Genomic DNA, 16,078 nt, shown 5'->3' with positions numbered 1-16,078 from the left:
CTCGGTCAGGCCCGGCACGCGCCCGTCTTCGATGTTTGCTTTTTTCAGCCAGTTGAACAACGAGGCTTCGGAAATCCCGAAGTCTCTCGCAATCTGCGATAACGGGGCCCGGGCTTTACGGGCCACAGCCACGACATCGTCACGGAACTCTTTCGGATAGGGCTTGGGCAAGAGATACATCCTTCCAGCGAGGACGAATCCTCACAGATCAGATGTCAACCAAACCCGGGGCAGACCCTATTGACTGGGTTGACGCGGTGTCTTGAGGTTCATAATCACCTTTGAATGATGAAGCGAGTGGAGTGAGAGGGTTCTGTGAAGTTAAAACCCGACCATATTCATAGCCCAAAATAGGTATAAATCTGACGCTCAGTTTTATTGATTGCCTCGGCGCACCAATATGCCGTTGGGTCTGAATCGGTAGACTTTCCGTATGATCATCGGCATCGGTATCGACGTGGTGGATGTGGAGCGCTTTGGGCGCCAGTTGGAGCGGACTCCCGGCCTGCTGGACAGACTCTTCGTGCCCGCCGAACGCGCTCTGAACACCCGTTCACTCGCCGCGCGATTCGCCGCAAAAGAAGCGGTGGCCAAGGCTCTAGGAGCCCCTGCCGGGATGAACTGGCAGGACTGCTGGATCGGCCTGGACGAAAACGGCCCCACCGTGCAGACCAAGAACACCGTGGCGGCGGTAGCGGACGCCCGGGGCGTGCAGCGCTGGCATCTGTCGATGAGCCACGATGGCGGCATCGCCACAGCGTTCGTCGTGGCTGAAGGCTGATCATGATTCCCGGCTACACCGGCACCGCGGTGCGAGCCGCGGAAGAAGCCCTTTTCGACGCAGGCCAGGGCGAAGACCTCATGCCGAGGGCAGCCTACGGGCTGGCGAACGCCGCCATCTGGCGGCTCACCCGTGATACCGGGGCCTATGGGCGCAGAGTGCTGCTCCTCGTGGGCAGCGGCAACAACGGCGGAGACGCTTTATACGCCGGTGCTCTTCTAGCCCGGCGGGGTGTGGCCGTGACCGCTACACAGACCCGGGAAAACATTCACGAAGAAGCGCTCGCCGCTTTTCGTCAAGCCGGTGGCCGCCTGCTCCGGCTCACTGAGCACAACATCACCGAATGCCTGGTCTCCGGTTGGGAGGCAGATCTGGTGATCGACGGCATTCTGGGCACCGGCGCCCGCGGCGGGCTCACCGGCCCGGCCGCGGAGCTGGTTCGAGGCCTCGACGCACACCCGGGCGTCCTGGCGTGCGACCTTCCCAGCGGCCTGAACGCGGACACCGGGGAAACCACCGGGCCGGTGCTTCACGCAGTGGAGACCGTTACCTTTGGCGGCATCAAAGCAGGATTGTTCCTGCCGCCGGGGGAGGCCGCTGCAGGAGCTGTGAGCCTGGTCGACCTCGGGCTCGCCCTGAATGAACCCGAGCTGCTCCGTCTGGGCGAAGCGGATATCAACGCGCACTGGCCCAGGCCGGTACCGACGGACCATAAGTACTCCCGGGGCGTGCTCGGCGTCGTCGCCGGCTCCGCGGTATACCCGGGCGCTGCTCAGCTCGCTGTGGCCGGGGCACTCGCCGCAGGGGTGGGTATGGTCCGCTATCTGGGCCCAGACCAGACGTCAGTGCAGATGCCCGCCGAAGTGGTCGCCGGAGTACCTGCCGTCGAGGAGAACCGGGTGCAGGCCTGGCTCGTCGGCTCGGGAGTCGTCGATGACCCCGGTCAGGAGGAGCGCACTGCCGCGGCGATCCGCTCCGGGCTGCCCGTGGTGATCGATGCAGGCGCTCTGGCATTGGTGCCGGAGGAGGCATCGCCGTCTATGATCCTGACCCCGCACGCGGGGGAACTGGCTACCCTGCTCAGCCGCAGAGGGCGCGCCACCAGCCGAACCGAGGTGGAAGCCGAGCCGTTGCGATATGCGAGGCTTTCCGTGGAGATGACCGGCGCCACGGTTCTACTCAAAGGCTCCACGACGATCATCGTGTCTCCGGAAGGGCCGGTCTACAGCCAATCGGAGGGCACACCGTGGCTGGCGACCGCTGGCAGCGGAGACACCCTGGCAGGAATCCTGGGTGCCCTGTTGGCCTCCGGAGTTGAGCCGGCGCTGGCCGCCGCGCTCGCTGCCAGTGTCCATGGCAGGGCCGGCTCCGCGGCTTCGCAGGGCGGCCCGATCACGGCCGGTGATATCGCATCGGCGCTGCCCGGAGTCCTCACCCGGTTGCTGCGCGGAGAGTGCTGAGTAAAGCTGAGTAAAACGCGCTGGGCTCAGCACTCCACCACGTTCACGGCGAGTCCGCCCATCGCGGTCTCCTTGTACTTATGGCTCATATCCTTACCGGTCTCCCGCATCGTGATGATGACTTCATCCAGCGATACCCGGTGCTCACCATCGCCCCAGAGCGCCATTTTGGTGGCGTTAATGGCCTTGGCCGCGGCAATCGCGTTCCGTTCGATGCACGGCACCTGAACCAGGCCACCGATCGGATCGCAGGTCAGGCCCAGATTGTGCTCCATAGCGATCTCGGCGGCGTTCTCCACCTGCGCGGGGGAGCCGCCCATGACCTCGGCCAGCCCCGCCGCCGCCATGGACGACGCCGAGCCGACTTCGCCCTGGCAGCCGACTTCCGCACCGGAGATCGAGGCCTGCTCTTTGTACAGCACGCCGACCGCACCGGCGGCGAGCAGGAACCGCATCACGACATCGTCTTTGTCTTCCTGCGTCGCGTTCTCCATCCCGGGCGCGTAGTTCAGCGCGTAATAGAGCACGGCCGGGATGATGCCGGCGGCGCCATTGGTCGGTGCGGTGACCACTCGGCCGCCTGAGGCGTTCTCCTCATTGACTGCCAGGGCGATCAGGTTGACCCACTCCTGCCAGTACTTCGGATCCCGGCTCTTGTCTTCTTTGAGCAGCCGCTCGTGCCAGTCCGGAGCCCGGCGCCGCACCTTGAGGCCGCCCGGGAGCAGGCCCTCCCGGCCCAGGCTCGATTCGACGCAGCCTTCCATGACCTCCCAGATGTGCTTGAGCCCGGCGCGCACCTCGGCTTCGCTGCGGCTGTCCTTCTCATTCACCAGCATCACATCGGAGATCGTCAGCCCCTGGGCGAGGCAGTGCTGAAGCAGCTCAGCAGCGGTCCGGAAGGGCAGCGGCAAGCTGTCGTGGGTTTCTTCGAGTTCGGCGAGAGCTTCTTCCTCTTCACCCTCGCGGACGATGAATCCGCCGCCGACGGAATAGAACGTCGTCTCATGAAGCACCGCGCCGTCCGCGTCCGATACCGCGAACTTCATGCCGTTGCTGTGCCGGTCCAGAATGGTCAACGGGTGCAGGATCATATCCTCCACCCGGTACGAAAGCTTCCGTTCTGCACCGAGCCGGATGGTGCCGGTGGACTCCATCGAGGCCAAGCGCTCTTCTACCTCGTCCGGCAGCACCAGATCCGGGTAGCAGCCCTCCAAGCCGAGCAGCACCGCGGTCATCGTGCCGTGGCCGCGTCCGGTAGCCGCGAGCGAGCCGTAGAGGTCCACCCGGATATCAGCCACCCGTTCCAGGTACCCCTCTGCGCGCAGCTCCTCGGCGAAGACCGCAGCGGCGCGCATCGGGCCGACAGTATGCGAACTCGAGGGCCCGATGCCGACCTTGAAGAGGTCGAAAACACCTACAGCCATGATGTGATCTTTCTTAGTTCAATGTAGTCACTATCCGCTCAGCTGAGCGGTGCCAGATCCGGGTAGAGCGGATGGGTCTCAGCGAGGGCTTCGACACGCTGCGCGAGAGGGCTCAGATCAGCCTCCGGCCCAGCAATCAGCGCCTCGGCAATGATATCGGCGATCTCGGTGAAAGCCGCGCTCTGGAAGCCCCGGCTGGCCAGAGCGGGAGTGCCGATGCGCAGCCCGGAGGTGACCATCGGCGGCCTCGGATCGAACGGGACGGCATTGCGGTTGACGGTGACATCGATCTGCGCCAGCCTGTCCTCGGCCTGCTGGCCATCCAGCTCGGAATCCCGCAGGTCCACGAGCACCAGGTGCACATCGGTGCCACCGGTCACGACGCTGATGCCTTTGTCCGCGAGATCGGGCTGGCTGAGCCGTTCGGCCAGGATCCTCGCGCCTTCCAGGACGCGCTGCTGCCGCTCGGCGAATTCTGCCGAGGCGGCCACTTTGAACGCCACGGCCTTGGCTGCGATGACGTGCTCCAGGGGACCGCCCTGCTGGCCGGGGAAGACCGCGGAGTTCAGTTTCTTCGCGATTTCCGGCCCGTCGGTCTCATTGGCGAGAATGACTCCACCGCGCGGACCGGCCAGGGTCTTATGCGTCGTGGACGTCGTGACATGGGCGTAAGGCACCGGGTTAGGGTGCAGCCCCGCGGCGACAAGGCCTGCGAAATGCGCCATATCGACCATCAGGTAGGCTCCGACGGAATCGGCGATCCGCCGGAATTTGGCGAAGTCCAGCTGGCGGGCGTAGGCGGACCAGCCCGCGACGATGAGCTTGGGCTGATGCTGGACGGCCAGCCTGGCGACCTCGTCCATATCCACGCGGTGATCGTCTTCGCGGACATGGTAGGGGACCACGTTGTAGAGCTTGCCGGAGAAGTTGATCCGCATCCCGTGGGTCAGATGCCCGCCGTGGGCTAGATCGAGACCCATGATGGTGTCGCCCGGGGTGAGCAGCGCGTGCATCACGGAGGCGTTGGCCTGCGCCCCGGAATGCGGCTGGACATTGGCGTACCCGGCGTCGAAAAGTGCCTTGAGCCGGTCGATGGCGAGCTGTTCGACGACATCGACGTGCTCGCAGCCGCCGTAGTAACGGCGCCCGGGGTAGCCTTCGGCATACTTATTGGTCAGCACCGAGCCCTGAGCCTGCATCACCGCGACCGGGGTGTGATTCTCCGAGGCGATCATCTCCAGCCCGCGTTGCTGCCGGCGCAGTTCCGCGTCCAGGCTCGCAGCGACTTCGGGATCGAGTTGAGCCAGGGGAGTGTCGATAGCCGAATTCACAGTTCCACCCCGTTGGCAGTGGCGTATTCCGAGGCGCTGAGCAGCGGCCCTTCCTCAGTGACGGTGACTTTGAAAAGCCACCCCGCGCCATAAGGATCCCGGTTCACCAGGGCCGGGTCCGCGATAGCGGCGGGGTTCACCTCGGTGATCTCCCCGGTGACCGGTGCGTAGAGATCGGAGACGGATTTAGTGGATTCGACTTCGCCGCAGCTCTGACCCGCGGTGATCGAGCTGCCCGCCTCGGGCAGATCCAGGTAGACGATATCGCCGAGCGCTTCGGTGGCGATAGCGCTCACTCCGACCGTCATCACGGATTCGGAACCCGCAGCGCTATCCACCGCGACCCATTCGTGTTCGGCCGAATAACGCAGCTCAGGCACGACTTTACTCATTGATCTTTACCTTAAGTCTCAGACGGTTCGTTTGTAGAAGGGCAGCGCGACGACGGTGAAAGGCTCTGCCTTGCCGCGCAGATCGACCTCAAGCTCGGTGCCGGGCTCGGAGTGCTCCACCGAAACGTAGGCGAGCGCAACGGGATAGCCGAGGGTCGGGCTGGGCTGGCCGGAGGTCACTTCGCCCACGGTCTCGCCATGGAAGAGCACAGGGTAGTGCCCGCGAGCGGCACGGCGGCCTTCTCCCCGTAAGCCGACGAGTACACGCTGGCCGTGCTTCCCCCCGTGCGCGCGGTCCGCCTTGATCTTCGCTAAGGCTTCTTTGCCTACGAAATCGCTTTCCTTAGCGGTTTTCGCCGGGGGCAGGGAGACCACTGGGCCGAGCCCGGCTTCGAAGGGGTTCTCCTCCAGGCCGAGTTCATTGCCGTAGAGCGGCATTGCGGCTTCGAGGCGCAATGAATCCCTGCTGGCCAGCCCGCAGGGGGTGACGGCCTCATCCCCGGTCAGCAGGGCATTCCACAACTGCGCTGCTTCGGTGTTATCGAGGTAGAGCTCGAAGCCGTCCTCGCCGGTGTAGCCGGTACGCGCTAGAAGCACTGGAAGGCCGGCGACGGTGACCTCGGTAGCCGCGTAATACTTGAGCTCGCGCACCGCGTTGGCCTGTTCTGCGGGTACCAGCATCAGCAGGACGCGCTCGGACTCCGGGCCCTGCAGGGCGATCAGAGCGGTCTGCGCGGAGACATTGTCCAGTTCGACATAGAAGCCTTCGGCCCGTTCGACGAACGCTGCGTAGACGGCATCGGCGTTACCGGCGTTCGGTACCACCAGGTAGGTGTCCTCGGCGCGCCGGTAACTGATCAGGTCGTCGATGATCCCGCCCTCGGGGGTGCAGATGAGCGAGTACTTGGCCTTGCCCACTGCGATAGCGGAGAGGTTTCCGACGAGGGCGTAATCGAGGAACGCGGCGGCCTGCGGCCCCCGGACCCAGATCTCGCCCATATGTGACAGGTCGAAAAGGCCCGCACTCTGCCGGACGGCGTGGTGCTCAGCGAGTTCGCTCTGATACTTGAGCGGCATATCCCAGCCACCGAAGTCGGTGAAACTTGCACCGAGCTTCGCGTGCTCTGCGTGCAGGGCGGTTTCTTTGCGGGCGTTTTCTTTCGCAGTCATCAGTGACCTCTTCTGCTCAGTTCTCGAAAGCTTCGGGCGGCGGGCAGGAGCAGATCAGGTTCCGGTCCCCGGCTGCTCCGTCGATCCGGCCCACCGGGGGGAAGTACTTATCCGTCTGCGCACCCGCGGCGGTACCCCGGAGTGGGAAGGCCGCTTCCTGGCGACTGTAGCCGCGCTCCCAGACATCGTCGCTCACCGCTGCTGAGGTATGCGGAGCCCGCCGCAAGGGGGAGTCCTCCACCGTGTACTTGCCCTCGGCGACGGCGTCGATCTCGCCTCGAATGGAGATCATCGCGGCGATGAACCGATCGATCTCCCCGAGATCCTCGGATTCAGTGGGCTCCACCATGAGCGTTCCGGCGACCGGGAAGGCCAGAGTGGGCGCGTGGAATCCGTAGTCGATGAGCCGCTTCGCGACGTCTTCTGCGGTCACCCCGGTGCGTGCAGTGAGCTCCCGCAGGTCGAGGATGCACTCGTGCGCCACCAGGCCGCCGTTGCCGGTGTACAGGATCGGGAAGTGATCGTTCAGTCTGGCCGCGATGTAATTAGCCGCCAGCAGCGCGGCCCGCGTCGCTTCTGTGAGGCCGGCGCCGCCCATGAGCTTGATGTACGCCCAGGAAATCGGCAGTACCCCGGCGGAGCCATAAGCGGAAGCCGAGATCGGCGGGCCGGCGTGGCCTTCTGCAGCGAGCGGATCACCGGGCAGGAACGGGGCCAGATGCGCTTTGACCGCTACCGGCCCCACCCCTGGGCCGCCGCCGCCGTGCGGGATGCAGAACGTCTTGTGCAGGTTCAGGTGGGAGACATCGCCGCCGAACTGGCCCGGCTGGGCGAGCCCGACCAGGGCGTTGAGATTCGCGCCATCGATGTACACCTGGCCGCCCGCCGCGTGCACGGCATCGCAGACCTCGCGGACATCGGCGTCGTAGACTCCGTGCGTCGAAGGGTAGGTGATCATGATCCCGGCCAGGCGCTCGGCATTGGCCTCGATCTTGGCTTTGAGGTCTTCATGGTCGATGGTGCCGTCCGCGGCGGTGGCGACCACGATGACTTTCATCCCGGCGAGCACGGCCGACGCCGCGTTGGTGCCGTGCGCCGAAGCCGGGATGAGGCAGATATCCCGCTCCGTCTCGCCTCGGAAGTGGTGATAGCCGCGGATCGCGAGCAAACCGGCCAGCTCGCCCTGGGAACCGGCATTGGGCTGGATGGAGACTTTGTCGTATCCGGTGATATCCGTGAGCTGCGCTTCGAGGTCGTCGATCAGCTCGCGCCAACCCACGGTCTGCTCCTCCGGGGCGAAGGGGTGGATTCCGGCGAATTCCGGCCAGGAGATAGCCTCCATCTCGGCGGTGGCGTTGAGCTTCATGGTGCAGGAGCCCAGTGGGATCATGGTGCGGTCCAGCGCCAGGTCACGGTCTGAGAGTCGGCGCAGGTAGCGCAGCATCTGCGTCTCGGAACGGTGCGTGTGGAAGACCGGATGGGTCAGGTATTCGGAACTGCGTAGCAGCTGCTCCGGTAACGGAGAAGCTGCATCTGAGCCCCCGGGTGACTCTGCGCCGAAGATCTTGGCGACCCGGGCTACGACGCTATCGGTTGTGGTTTCGTCGAAGGACACGCCCAGGGTCTCCGCGTCGATCAACCGCAGATTGATTCCCTCTGCGGCGGCATCAGCCAGGAGTTCTTCGGCTCGCTGCGGAACGGAGACGGTCAGGGTGTCGAAGAATTCCGCGGTGCGAACCTCGACCCCGGCTTGGCGCAGCGCTGCGGCGAGTCGGGCCGCGTGCTGGTGCGTCCGGGTAGCGATCGCCTTCAGACCCTCCGGGCCGTGGTACACCGCGTACATGCTGGCGACGATGGCCAGCAGGGCTTGTGCGGTGCAGATATTGGAGGTGGCCTTCTCCCGGCGGATGTGCTGCTCACGGGTCTGCAGAGCGAGCCGGTATGCCGGGATCCCGGTGTCATCCTTCGATACGCCCACCAGTCGGCCCGGCAAGGAGCGCTCCAGCCCGTTGCGCACCGCCATATAGGCGGCGTGCGGACCACCGAAGAACAGTGGGACGCCGAATCGCTGGGCTGAGCCGACCGCGATATCCACGCCGAGCTCTCCCGGCGGAATGATGAGTGTGAGCGCCAGCAGATCGGCGGCCACGGTGACCATGGAGCCGCGTTCCTTGGCCGCTGCGATGACCTCAGCGTGATCATGAACCGTGCCGGATACCCCAGGCTGCTGCAGCACGATGCCGCAGACCTCCCCGGTGGGAAGGCCTTCCGGGCCCTGGCTCAGGTCAGCCACGATCACCTCGAAGCCCAGTGCCTCGGCCCGGCCGCGGACCACCGCGATGGTCTGCGGCAGCACATCAGCGTCCAACACGATGCTTCCGGCCTGGTGCGCTTTATTGGAGCGGCGCATCAGGAGCACGGCCTCAGCGACCGCGGTGGCTTCGTCGAGCAGCGAGGCGTTGGCGATCGGCAGCGCAGTGAGATCCTGCACCATGGTCTGGAAGTTCAGCAGCGCTTCCAACCGCCCCTGGGAGATCTCTGGCTGATAAGGGGTGTACGCGGTGTACCAGGCGGGGCCTTCCAGGATGTTCCGGCGAAGCACGGGCGGCGTCACCGTATCGTAGTAGCCCTGCCCGATGAGCTGGACCATCGGCTGATTGCGTGAGGCCAGCTCCCGCAGTTTCTGCAGCACCTCGACCTCGCTCAGTGCGGGTTCCAGTTCTAACCGTTCTTGCTGCCGGATCCGTTCGGGGACCGCCGTGTCCACCAGCTCGTCGACGGATTGGTGGCCGACGCTGGAAAGCATGTGCTCACGATGTGTCTGGTTTCGAACACCAATGTGACGGTCGACGAAGCGGATATCGGTATCAGTCATGAGGAACTCCAGATCGAAGGTCAGCGGTGCCGTCTTTCAAATTTAAGACGCCACCATCCGGGTTCCTCCCCGCTCTGTACGGAACCTGAGAGTTTTCACGAAAGCATCAGGCTTTCGTTTGCACCTTCGGTGAGCCTTCCGGATCACCGGGAGAGCTACTTTCCAGAGTTGCCTCGCCACAGCGGTACGGGTGCCTGAGAGATTCCCGGGGAGGGTTTGCTCCTACGGCGCCTGCTGCTACCTCGGTGAGAGGTTCCAGTAGAACTCTCCCGCTGCGGATCAGACGGCTTACTGCTATTTATTCACGTTCAGTGATCATTCTCACACGCTTCTGGGAGGAGTATCAAATGCTTAGCTGGGCCGCTCCGAATCGTGTTCATATGCTGTTGCAGCGACTGTTCCTCGTTATTCTTCCAAGCTGCGGCCGGATGTTTCCTTCGAGCAGCAGGCTTGATTCATGGCTGATCAACAGGGTTCAATTCAGCGCCGTGTTTTTCTCAGTGCAGCGGGGCTGGCGGGGCTAGGGCTGGCAGGTGCGGCCGCCGGTGCCGAGCCGCTGCTCATAGCGGCTCCTGCCGCACAGGCTGAAGCGGCCTAGAAACTGGCCGTGCAGCGGGCTATCAATACCGCCGGGACAACGTTGGAAGCTGCGGCTGCCCCGGTGAAGGGCTCTCGGTACAGCAGACTGACGGCTGGCCCCGGTTACCCCTTGATCGTGCGGGAAGATCTGATTCCCGCAGGCGCTAACCGCGATGATCGCCGCACCGCCCTGGCCGCGCTCACACAGCTCACTGATCTGCATATCCTGGACGCCCAGTCGCCGGTGCGCTTCGAGTACTTCGATGATCTGGCTTCCAGTGCTTTCCGTCCGCAGGAAGCGCTCACCCTGCACGGTGCCGCAGCGCTGGTCGACCGGGTGAATTCGGTGGGCCAAAGACTTCGGCGGGCCAAAGACGCAGTCCAGCGGAGGCTCTAGCTACTAACAGCCGGAGTCCTCGGGGCCAAACCGTTACCAGCAGGCAGGTTTCCCGCAGCTTCCGGGATTCTTCAACCGGGTCAGGCAAACGCAGCACAGCAAAGGCCTGAATGCGCCGTGGTACAGCGTCTTCGGCAACCATGATGACAGCATCCAGGGCACGCTCCCCTCGGATGGGGCGCTGCTCGCAGCGATGTACACCGGGGACGTCAAATTCACCGGTTTCTCGAGTCCGTTCGCCGAGGATGCCCTGCGTTCGGCGCTGCGCTCCGGCACTCCACTGCCGGAGGAGTCGGTGAATGGGCGCGGGCTATCAGACCTGCTCACCAAGTATCGGGTCACAGCGGATCCGCGCCGGGCACCGTTCACCCCGATCGAGTACATGCGTCGCCACCGCGACCCGGCCTATCTGGGCGCGGGCCCGGTGGGGCACGGCTTCACCGAAGAGGCCATCGCGGCTGGACGCGGGTACTACACCTTCCCGACCTTCCCGACCGCCGCTAGCGGAACCGCCGCCAGGGTCACCGGCATCGCCCTCGACTCGACGAACCGCGCCGGTTACACCGCGGGATCGCCTCGGTCAGGAGTAGTACGAATGGCTGGAGCGCACGCTCAAAGAAGGCAGCAGCAGATATTACGATGCCGATGGCAACCGGGTGGCCTCTGCGGCTAGCTCGGACCAGTTGTTCCTGATCTTCAGCCATCACACGATCGACTCTATGAACAACCTGTTGCCGGACCCGCGCAAGCTGGAAGCGCGGCGCAGCGGCAAGGCGGCAAGGATGTGGACGCTCTGCTCAGCAGGTTCCCCAATGTTCTCGCCTGGGCCAATGGGCACACGCACCGCAATGAGATCACGCCCCGCCCCGGGGTTACCCCGGAACGCGGATACTAGCAGATCAACACCGCCTCGCATATCGACTTCCCGCAGCAGGCCAGGGTGATCGAAGTGGCGGATAACCAGGACGGGACGCTTTCTCTCTTCACCACCCTGATCGAAGCCGAAGCCCCGTATCAGGGGAGCTATTCTTCGTCGGCGCTGAAGGATCTGGCCTCATTGTACCGAGAGCTGGCATATAACGATCTGCAAGCATCGGATATCGCGCTGGGCGCGGAACGGGACCGCAACACGGAGCTTCTGCTGGTTCATCCCTGGCGCTGAGCCCACATATATACCGTTTCGGTAATGAGTCTTGTCTCGCCGGAGGCATGACATGATGGAGGCATGAACTTCGTACCGGCCTTAGATCGCTACGCCCAGATGCCGTACCGGAGGCTCGGGCGCAGCGGTCTGAAACTACCGGTGATCTCCTTAGGGCTTTGGCATAACTTCGGTGACGACAAGCCGTTCGAGACTCAGCAGGCAGTGCTCCGCCGGGCCTTCGACCTCGGCGTGACCCACTTCGACCTCGCCAATAACTACGGGCCGCCGGCCGGCAGCGCCGAGGAGAACTTCGGCCGCCATCTGCGCCAGGACTTCCGCGCCTATCGGGATGAGCTGATCATCTCCACCAAGGCCGGGCACCTGATGTGGGAAGGCCCCTACGGGGAGTGGGGGTCGCGGAAGTATCTCCGGGCCAGCCTGGACCAGTCCCTGCAGCGCCTGGGGCTTGATTACGTCGATATCTTCTACAGCCACCGCTACGATCCGCAGACGCCGCTCGAGGAGACCATGTTCGCCCTCGACGCCGCGGTGAGGTCCGGTAAGGCGCTGTACGTGGGCGTCTCCAATTACTCTGCCGAGCAGACTCAGCGCGCAGCTGAGATCCTGCAGGGACTCGGTACGCCCATGGTGATCAACCAGCCCAATTACAACCTCCTCGACCGTTGGGTCGAACGCCCGGATAGCAGCGGATCCAGTCTGATCGATGTGCTCGCTCAAGACGGTATCGGCTCCATCGCGTATTCGCCGCTCGCCCAAGGTCTGCTCACGGATCGCTATCTGAGCGGGGTCCCCCAGGACTCCCGGGCCGCTCGCGGGCATTTCCTCACCGAGAAAGCGCTTACCGAGGCCTTGATGACAACGGTGCAGCAGCTGCAGGAGATCGCCGCTGGCCGGGAGCAGTCCCTGGCGCAGATGGCCCTCGCGTGGGTGCTCCGGGATCAGGACTCGGCTGCTGTCTCGGAAGAAACGGGAGGAACGGGAAGAAAATGCATCACCTCGGCGTTGATCGGAGCGTCCAGCGTCAACCAGCTGGAAGCGAATATCGCCAGTGTGCAGAATCTGGAATTCACGCCTGAGGAGCTCGCCGCGATCGACGCGGCCGGCACTGAGGCCAGAGCAGGAACAAACGCAGCAACAACAGAGAAGGAGAACCGATGAGCTCGGTCCGGGTCGCGTTGGCAGGTGTTGGCAATTGCGCCGCTTCACTTGTCCAAGGGGTGCAGTACTACAAAGACGCCGATCCGGGGCAGCAGGTACCTGGTCTGATGCACGTTCAGTTCGGTGAGTATCACGTCGGTGATGTGCAGTTCGTCGCAGCTTTCGACGTGGACGCGCAGAAGGTGGGCTTGGACCTCTCCGAGGCCATCGGTGCCAGCGAGAACAACACCATCAAACTCTCCGAGGTCCCGCAGAGCGGGGTCACGGTGCAGCGCGGCCCGACGCTGGACGGCCTGGGCAAGTACTACCGGGAGACCATCGAAGAATCCGGCCAGGAGCCGGTAGATATCGCCGCGGCACTTCGCGAAGCCGAAGCCGATGTCTTGGTCTGCTACCTGCCGGTCGGTTCCGAGGAAGCTGCGCGGCATTACGCCCAGGCCGCGATCGACGCCGGCTGCGCCTTCGTGAATGCCCTGCCGGTGTTCATCGCGGGGACCGCGGAATGGGCGGAGAAATTCCGCCAGGCCGGGGTGCCCATCGTCGGCGACGATATTAAGAGCCAGATCGGGGCGACGATCACGCACCGGGTCATGGCGAAGCTCTTTGAAGATCGCGGCGTGGTCCTGGACCGCACGTACCAGCTCAATGTCGGCGGCAACATGGACTTCATGAACATGCTGGAACGGGAGCGGCTGGAGTCCAAGAAGGTCTCCAAGACCCAAGCGGTGACCTCCAACACCTCGGCCAAGCTGAGCGAGCGGGACGTGCATATCGGCCCGTCCGACTACGTCGCTTGGCTGGATGACCGCAAGTGGGCTTTCGTCCGGTTGGAGGGCCGCAACTTCGGTGATGCCCCGGTGGCCCTAGAGTACAAACTCGAGGTCTGGGATTCACCCAACTCGGCAGGGGTGATCATCGATGCGATCCGGGCCGCGAAAATCGCTCTGGATCGGGGCATCGGCGGCCCGTTGCTGGCACCGAGCGCCTACTTCATGAAGTCCCCGCCGGAGCAGATGGCCGATGACCTGGCTAAAGAAGCCGTGGAGAAGTTCATCATCGGTTAGCAGCCGGCGGGGCCGGCGTCCGGTTCAGCTCACTCCTACCGCGAACCCCTCAGCATCGACGTCCATGCCCAGGGCAGCCGGCTGCTTCGGCAGCCCGGGCATGGTCATCACCGCTCCGGTGAGCACGACGATGAACCCGGCACCGGTCTTCGGCACCAGATCCCGAACATGCAGCGTGAAGCCGCTCGGTGCGCCGAGCAAGGTGGCATCATCGGAGAAGGAGTACTGCGTCTTGGCCATGCAGACTGGCAGGTCATCCAGACCGTTGGCGGAGATCTCCGCCAACTTGCGCTCGGCCGTGGCGGAAAAATCGACGGCTCCCGCCCCGTAGATGTGCTGCGCGATCAGCTCGATCTTTTCCCGTACGCCTAACTCGAGCGGGTACAACGGCTGCCCCTGCGTTCCGGTGGCCAGGGCTTCCAGGACTTTCCCGGCCAGCTCATCGCCTCCGGAACCGCCGCCGCCCTGCCCCCAGACATCGGCCACCGCCACGCTGATCCCGCGCTGTTCACACCAGCTGACGATCTCCTGCAGCTCTTCTGCGCTATCAGCGCCGAACTTATTGACCGCGACCACCGGTTCCATCCCGAAACGACGCAAGTTCTCCACATGCCGCTCCAGATTCGCCATGCCCTTTCGTAGCGCATCGAGGTCCGGAGTGCTGAGCTCGGTCTTGGCGACTCCGCCATGCATCTTCAGCGCCCGCACCGTGGCGACGAGCACCACTGCATCCGGTGCGATATCGGCCGCCCGGGAGGCGATATCCAGGTACTTCTCGGCCCCCAGATCAGCCCCGAATCCCGCCTCGGTGACCACGACATCGCTGAGCCGTCTGGCTAGTGAGGTGGCGATTACCGAATTGCAGCCGTGCGCGATATTGGCGAAGGGCCCACCGTGAACCAGCGCCGCCGTGCCGGCCAGGGTCTGCACCAGATTGGGTTTGAGCGCATCTTTGAGCAGCAGCGCCAGAGCGCCCTCTGCACCCAGTTGTGCCACGGTCACGGGCTCTTTCTGATACGTCTGCGCCACAGTGATCCGACTCAGCCGCTCCTTGAGATCTGCGAGGTCCTCGGCCAGGCAGAAAACCGCCATGATCTCCGAGGCGACAGTGATATCGAAGCCGTCCTGCCGGGGCACTCCTTGCGTCGGCCCGCCTAAACCGATCACCACATCCCGCAGAGCCCGGTCGTTCATATCCAGTACGCGCTTGAAGGAGATGCGCCGCGGGTCGATATTCAGTTCATTGCCCTGGTAGATGTGATTATCGATGAGGGCGCAGAGAGCATTATTCGCGCTCGTGATGGCATGGAAATCACCGGTGAAATGGAGATTGATCTCTTCCATCGGCAACACCTGAGAGAGGCCTCCGCCTGCTGCGCCGCCCTTCATGCCGAGCGTCGGGCCGAGTGACGGCTCGCGCAGGGCCACCATGGTGCGCTGGCCGGAACCGTCCTGGTTGAAGCGGCGATTCAGGGAATCTGCCAGCCCCACCGTGGTCGTGCTCTTCCCCTCACCAGCGGGCGTCGGAGAGATCGCAGAGACCAGGACCACTTTGCCGCGTCGGTCACTGACCGTTCGGGATGCCTCGCGCGGATCCACCTTGGCCTTGTACCTGCCGTACGGCTCCCAGGCGGAGTCCGGAAGTCCGAGGCCTTCGGCGAGTTCTGCGATGGGCTGGAGGGCAGCGGCCCGGGCGATCTCCAAATCGGAGAGCGGCTGGTGATCAGGCTGAGACATCATGATGCGACCTTTTCCATCTTTCTTCATCTTTTTTGTCCTCGGAGCGCAGGCAATGCACTGAGTGAGGATGCGGTGCTTATCGGCAGGGGCCCGGATTTGCCCATTGCTAACCTACCGGGTTCTGAGGAGTCTTCACCAGATCAAGGTGAAGTCAGCCCAGGGTGGTAATGCCAGCCTGAAACTTCGCCGGTGATTCCCCAAGGTTCTTTGGAAAAGCGAAAGTGTGGGGCCCGGTACTTTTTCTGTACCGGGCCCCACACTTTTGCTTCTATTATTTAGTTTTCTGAACCGCGATCCTTACGTCTCGTGATGAGCATAAGCGCTGCACCGAGTCCCAGAACGAGTGCTCCGATGATTGCTATGGAGAGCACCGTTGTTCCGGTAACCGCGAGGTCATCGTTGTTTTCCGCTGGCGGATCGACCGGCTTCACTGGGTCGACCGGGGGGGCGGTGAACACTGCGGTGGTGTTGTTATCTCCACGGATCTGGGTTCCATCGAAGGACACCGTGATGGCCTTTGAACCAGCCGAGGTCGAGGTGAC

At 63.8% G+C, this 16,078-nt stretch carries 16 protein-coding genes and 2 riboswitches; of the genes, 8 read left to right on the top strand and 8 right to left on the bottom strand.

Features of this window, described 5'->3' with window-relative positions:
* On the bottom strand, positions 1–171 hold a 171-nt coding region (locus tag C501_RS0100860; RefSeq protein ID WP_026174466.1), incomplete at its 3' end, for a transposase.
* Positions 172–433: 262 nt separating this feature from the next.
* Here C501_RS0100860 and C501_RS0100855 point away from each other — a divergent pair.
* Both C501_RS0100855 and C501_RS0100850 read left to right on the top strand, forming a co-directional pair.
* Positions 434–781 carry a holo-ACP synthase gene (locus C501_RS0100855; RefSeq protein WP_018133746.1) on the top strand — a complete coding sequence of 116 codons (348 nt, stop codon included), beginning with the start codon at positions 434–436 and terminating at the stop codon, positions 779–781.
* A 2-nt stretch (positions 782–783) separates the two neighbouring features.
* Entirely contained in the window at positions 784–2,241 is a 1,458-nt protein-coding gene (locus tag C501_RS0100850; RefSeq protein ID WP_018133745.1) for a bifunctional ADP-dependent NAD(P)H-hydrate dehydratase/NAD(P)H-hydrate epimerase, read from the top strand.
* Positions 2,242–2,267: 26 nt separating this feature from the next.
* Here C501_RS0100850 and C501_RS0100845 read toward each other — a convergent pair whose 3' ends face one another.
* The 5 genes from C501_RS0100845 to gcvP are packed head-to-tail and all read right to left on the bottom strand — an operon-like array spanning position 2,268 to position 9,433.
* A complete protein-coding gene (locus C501_RS0100845) occupies positions 2,268–3,665 on the bottom strand; it encodes an L-serine ammonia-lyase (RefSeq protein WP_018133744.1) in 1,398 nt (465 codons plus the stop codon).
* Positions 3,666–3,703: 38 nt separating this feature from the next.
* Positions 3,704–4,996: a serine hydroxymethyltransferase gene (gene glyA / locus C501_RS0100840; protein ID WP_018133743.1), complete on the bottom strand. Its 1,293-nt coding sequence runs from the start codon at positions 4,994–4,996 to the stop codon at positions 3,704–3,706.
* Positions 4,993–5,388: a glycine cleavage system protein GcvH gene (gene gcvH, locus C501_RS0100835; RefSeq protein ID WP_018133742.1), complete on the bottom strand. Its 396-nt coding sequence runs from the start codon at positions 5,386–5,388 to the stop codon at positions 4,993–4,995. Before gcvH ends, glyA begins: the two co-directional genes overlap by 4 nt.
* A gap of 18 nt (positions 5,389–5,406) precedes the next feature.
* Entirely contained in the window at positions 5,407–6,558 is a 1,152-nt protein-coding gene (gcvT, locus tag C501_RS0100830; protein WP_018133741.1) for a glycine cleavage system aminomethyltransferase GcvT, read from the bottom strand.
* A gap of 16 nt (positions 6,559–6,574) precedes the next feature.
* The gene (gene gcvP / locus C501_RS0100825) at positions 6,575–9,433 is read right to left on the bottom strand and encodes an aminomethyl-transferring glycine dehydrogenase (RefSeq protein WP_018133740.1); all 2,859 of its coding nucleotides are present in this window, start codon (positions 9,431–9,433) and stop codon (positions 6,575–6,577) included.
* 64 nt (positions 9,434–9,497) lie between these two features.
* A riboswitch (glycine riboswitch) is annotated at positions 9,498–9,605 on the bottom strand.
* Positions 9,606–9,715: riboswitch (glycine riboswitch) on the bottom strand.
* A gap of 175 nt (positions 9,716–9,890) precedes the next feature.
* On the opposite strand from gcvP, the gene C501_RS14495 reads away from it, so the two are divergent.
* The 6 genes from C501_RS14495 to C501_RS0100790 all read left to right on the top strand — a co-directional run bounded on the left by C501_RS14495 (position 9,891) and on the right by C501_RS0100790 (position 13,796).
* Positions 9,891–10,031: a hypothetical protein gene (locus C501_RS14495; protein ID WP_018133739.1), complete on the top strand. Its 141-nt coding sequence runs from the start codon at positions 9,891–9,893 to the stop codon at positions 10,029–10,031.
* Positions 10,032–10,040: 9 nt separating this feature from the next.
* The gene (locus C501_RS14490; RefSeq protein ID WP_018133738.1) at positions 10,041–10,409 is read left to right on the top strand and encodes a hypothetical protein; all 369 of its coding nucleotides are present in this window, start codon (positions 10,041–10,043) and stop codon (positions 10,407–10,409) included.
* A gap of 193 nt (positions 10,410–10,602) precedes the next feature.
* On the top strand, positions 10,603–11,082 hold the full coding sequence (locus C501_RS14485; protein WP_026174463.1) for a metallophosphoesterase family protein: 480 nt from the start codon (positions 10,603–10,605) through the stop codon (positions 11,080–11,082).
* A gap of 267 nt (positions 11,083–11,349) precedes the next feature.
* Positions 11,350–11,571, top strand: coding sequence for a hypothetical protein (locus C501_RS14480; RefSeq protein WP_026174462.1), 222 nt, complete (start codon positions 11,350–11,352; stop codon positions 11,569–11,571).
* Between the two features lie 63 nt (positions 11,572–11,634).
* Positions 11,635–12,732, top strand: a complete 1,098-nt coding sequence (mgrA, locus tag C501_RS0100795) for an L-glyceraldehyde 3-phosphate reductase (RefSeq protein WP_018133736.1) — start codon at positions 11,635–11,637, stop codon at positions 12,730–12,732.
* Positions 12,729–13,796, top strand: coding sequence for an inositol-3-phosphate synthase (locus C501_RS0100790; protein WP_018133735.1), 1,068 nt, complete (start codon positions 12,729–12,731; stop codon positions 13,794–13,796). Before mgrA ends, C501_RS0100790 begins: the two co-directional genes overlap by 4 nt.
* A 24-nt stretch (positions 13,797–13,820) precedes the next feature.
* Here C501_RS0100790 and C501_RS0100785 read toward each other — a convergent pair whose 3' ends face one another.
* Positions 13,821–15,533: a formate--tetrahydrofolate ligase gene (locus C501_RS0100785; RefSeq protein ID WP_018133734.1), complete on the bottom strand. Its 1,713-nt coding sequence runs from the start codon at positions 15,531–15,533 to the stop codon at positions 13,821–13,823.
* A 278-nt stretch (positions 15,534–15,811) separates the two neighbouring features.
* Positions 15,812–16,078, bottom strand: a 267-nt coding sequence (locus tag C501_RS11980) for an LPXTG cell wall anchor domain-containing protein (RefSeq protein ID WP_043567798.1), incomplete at its 5' end; no start/stop codon positions are given.

It is taken from the genome of Acaricomes phytoseiuli DSM 14247 (assembly GCF_000376245.1).
GTDB classification, from domain to species: Bacteria; Actinomycetota; Actinomycetes; order Actinomycetales; family Micrococcaceae; genus Renibacterium; species Renibacterium phytoseiuli.
Note: the sequence above shows the minus strand (reverse complement) of the source record. Positions and strands in the feature narration are given on the sequence as shown.

Coding starts and splice junctions, on each gene's coding strand:
- gcvH (WP_018133742.1), bottom strand. CDS start 5,388: ATGAGTAAAGTCGTGCCTGAGCTGCGTTATTCGGCCGAACACGAATGG.
- C501_RS0100790 (WP_018133735.1), top strand. CDS start 12,729: ATGAGCTCGGTCCGGGTCGCGTTGGCAGGTGTTGGCAATTGCGCCGCT.
- mgrA (WP_018133736.1), top strand. CDS start 11,635: ATGAACTTCGTACCGGCCTTAGATCGCTACGCCCAGATGCCGTACCGG.
- C501_RS0100845 (WP_018133744.1), bottom strand. CDS start 3,665: ATGGCTGTAGGTGTTTTCGACCTCTTCAAGGTCGGCATCGGGCCCTCG.
- C501_RS14495 (WP_018133739.1), top strand. CDS start 9,891: ATGGCTGATCAACAGGGTTCAATTCAGCGCCGTGTTTTTCTCAGTGCA.
- C501_RS14485 (WP_026174463.1), top strand. CDS start 10,603: ATGTACACCGGGGACGTCAAATTCACCGGTTTCTCGAGTCCGTTCGCC.
- C501_RS0100850 (WP_018133745.1), top strand. CDS start 784: ATGATTCCCGGCTACACCGGCACCGCGGTGCGAGCCGCGGAAGAAGCC.
- gcvP (WP_018133740.1), bottom strand. CDS start 9,433: ATGACTGATACCGATATCCGCTTCGTCGACCGTCACATTGGTGTTCGA.
- gcvT (WP_018133741.1), bottom strand. CDS start 6,558: ATGACTGCGAAAGAAAACGCCCGCAAAGAAACCGCCCTGCACGCAGAG.
- C501_RS0100785 (WP_018133734.1), bottom strand. CDS start 15,533: ATGTCTCAGCCTGATCACCAGCCGCTCTCCGATTTGGAGATCGCCCGG.
- C501_RS0100855 (WP_018133746.1), top strand. CDS start 434: ATGATCATCGGCATCGGTATCGACGTGGTGGATGTGGAGCGCTTTGGG.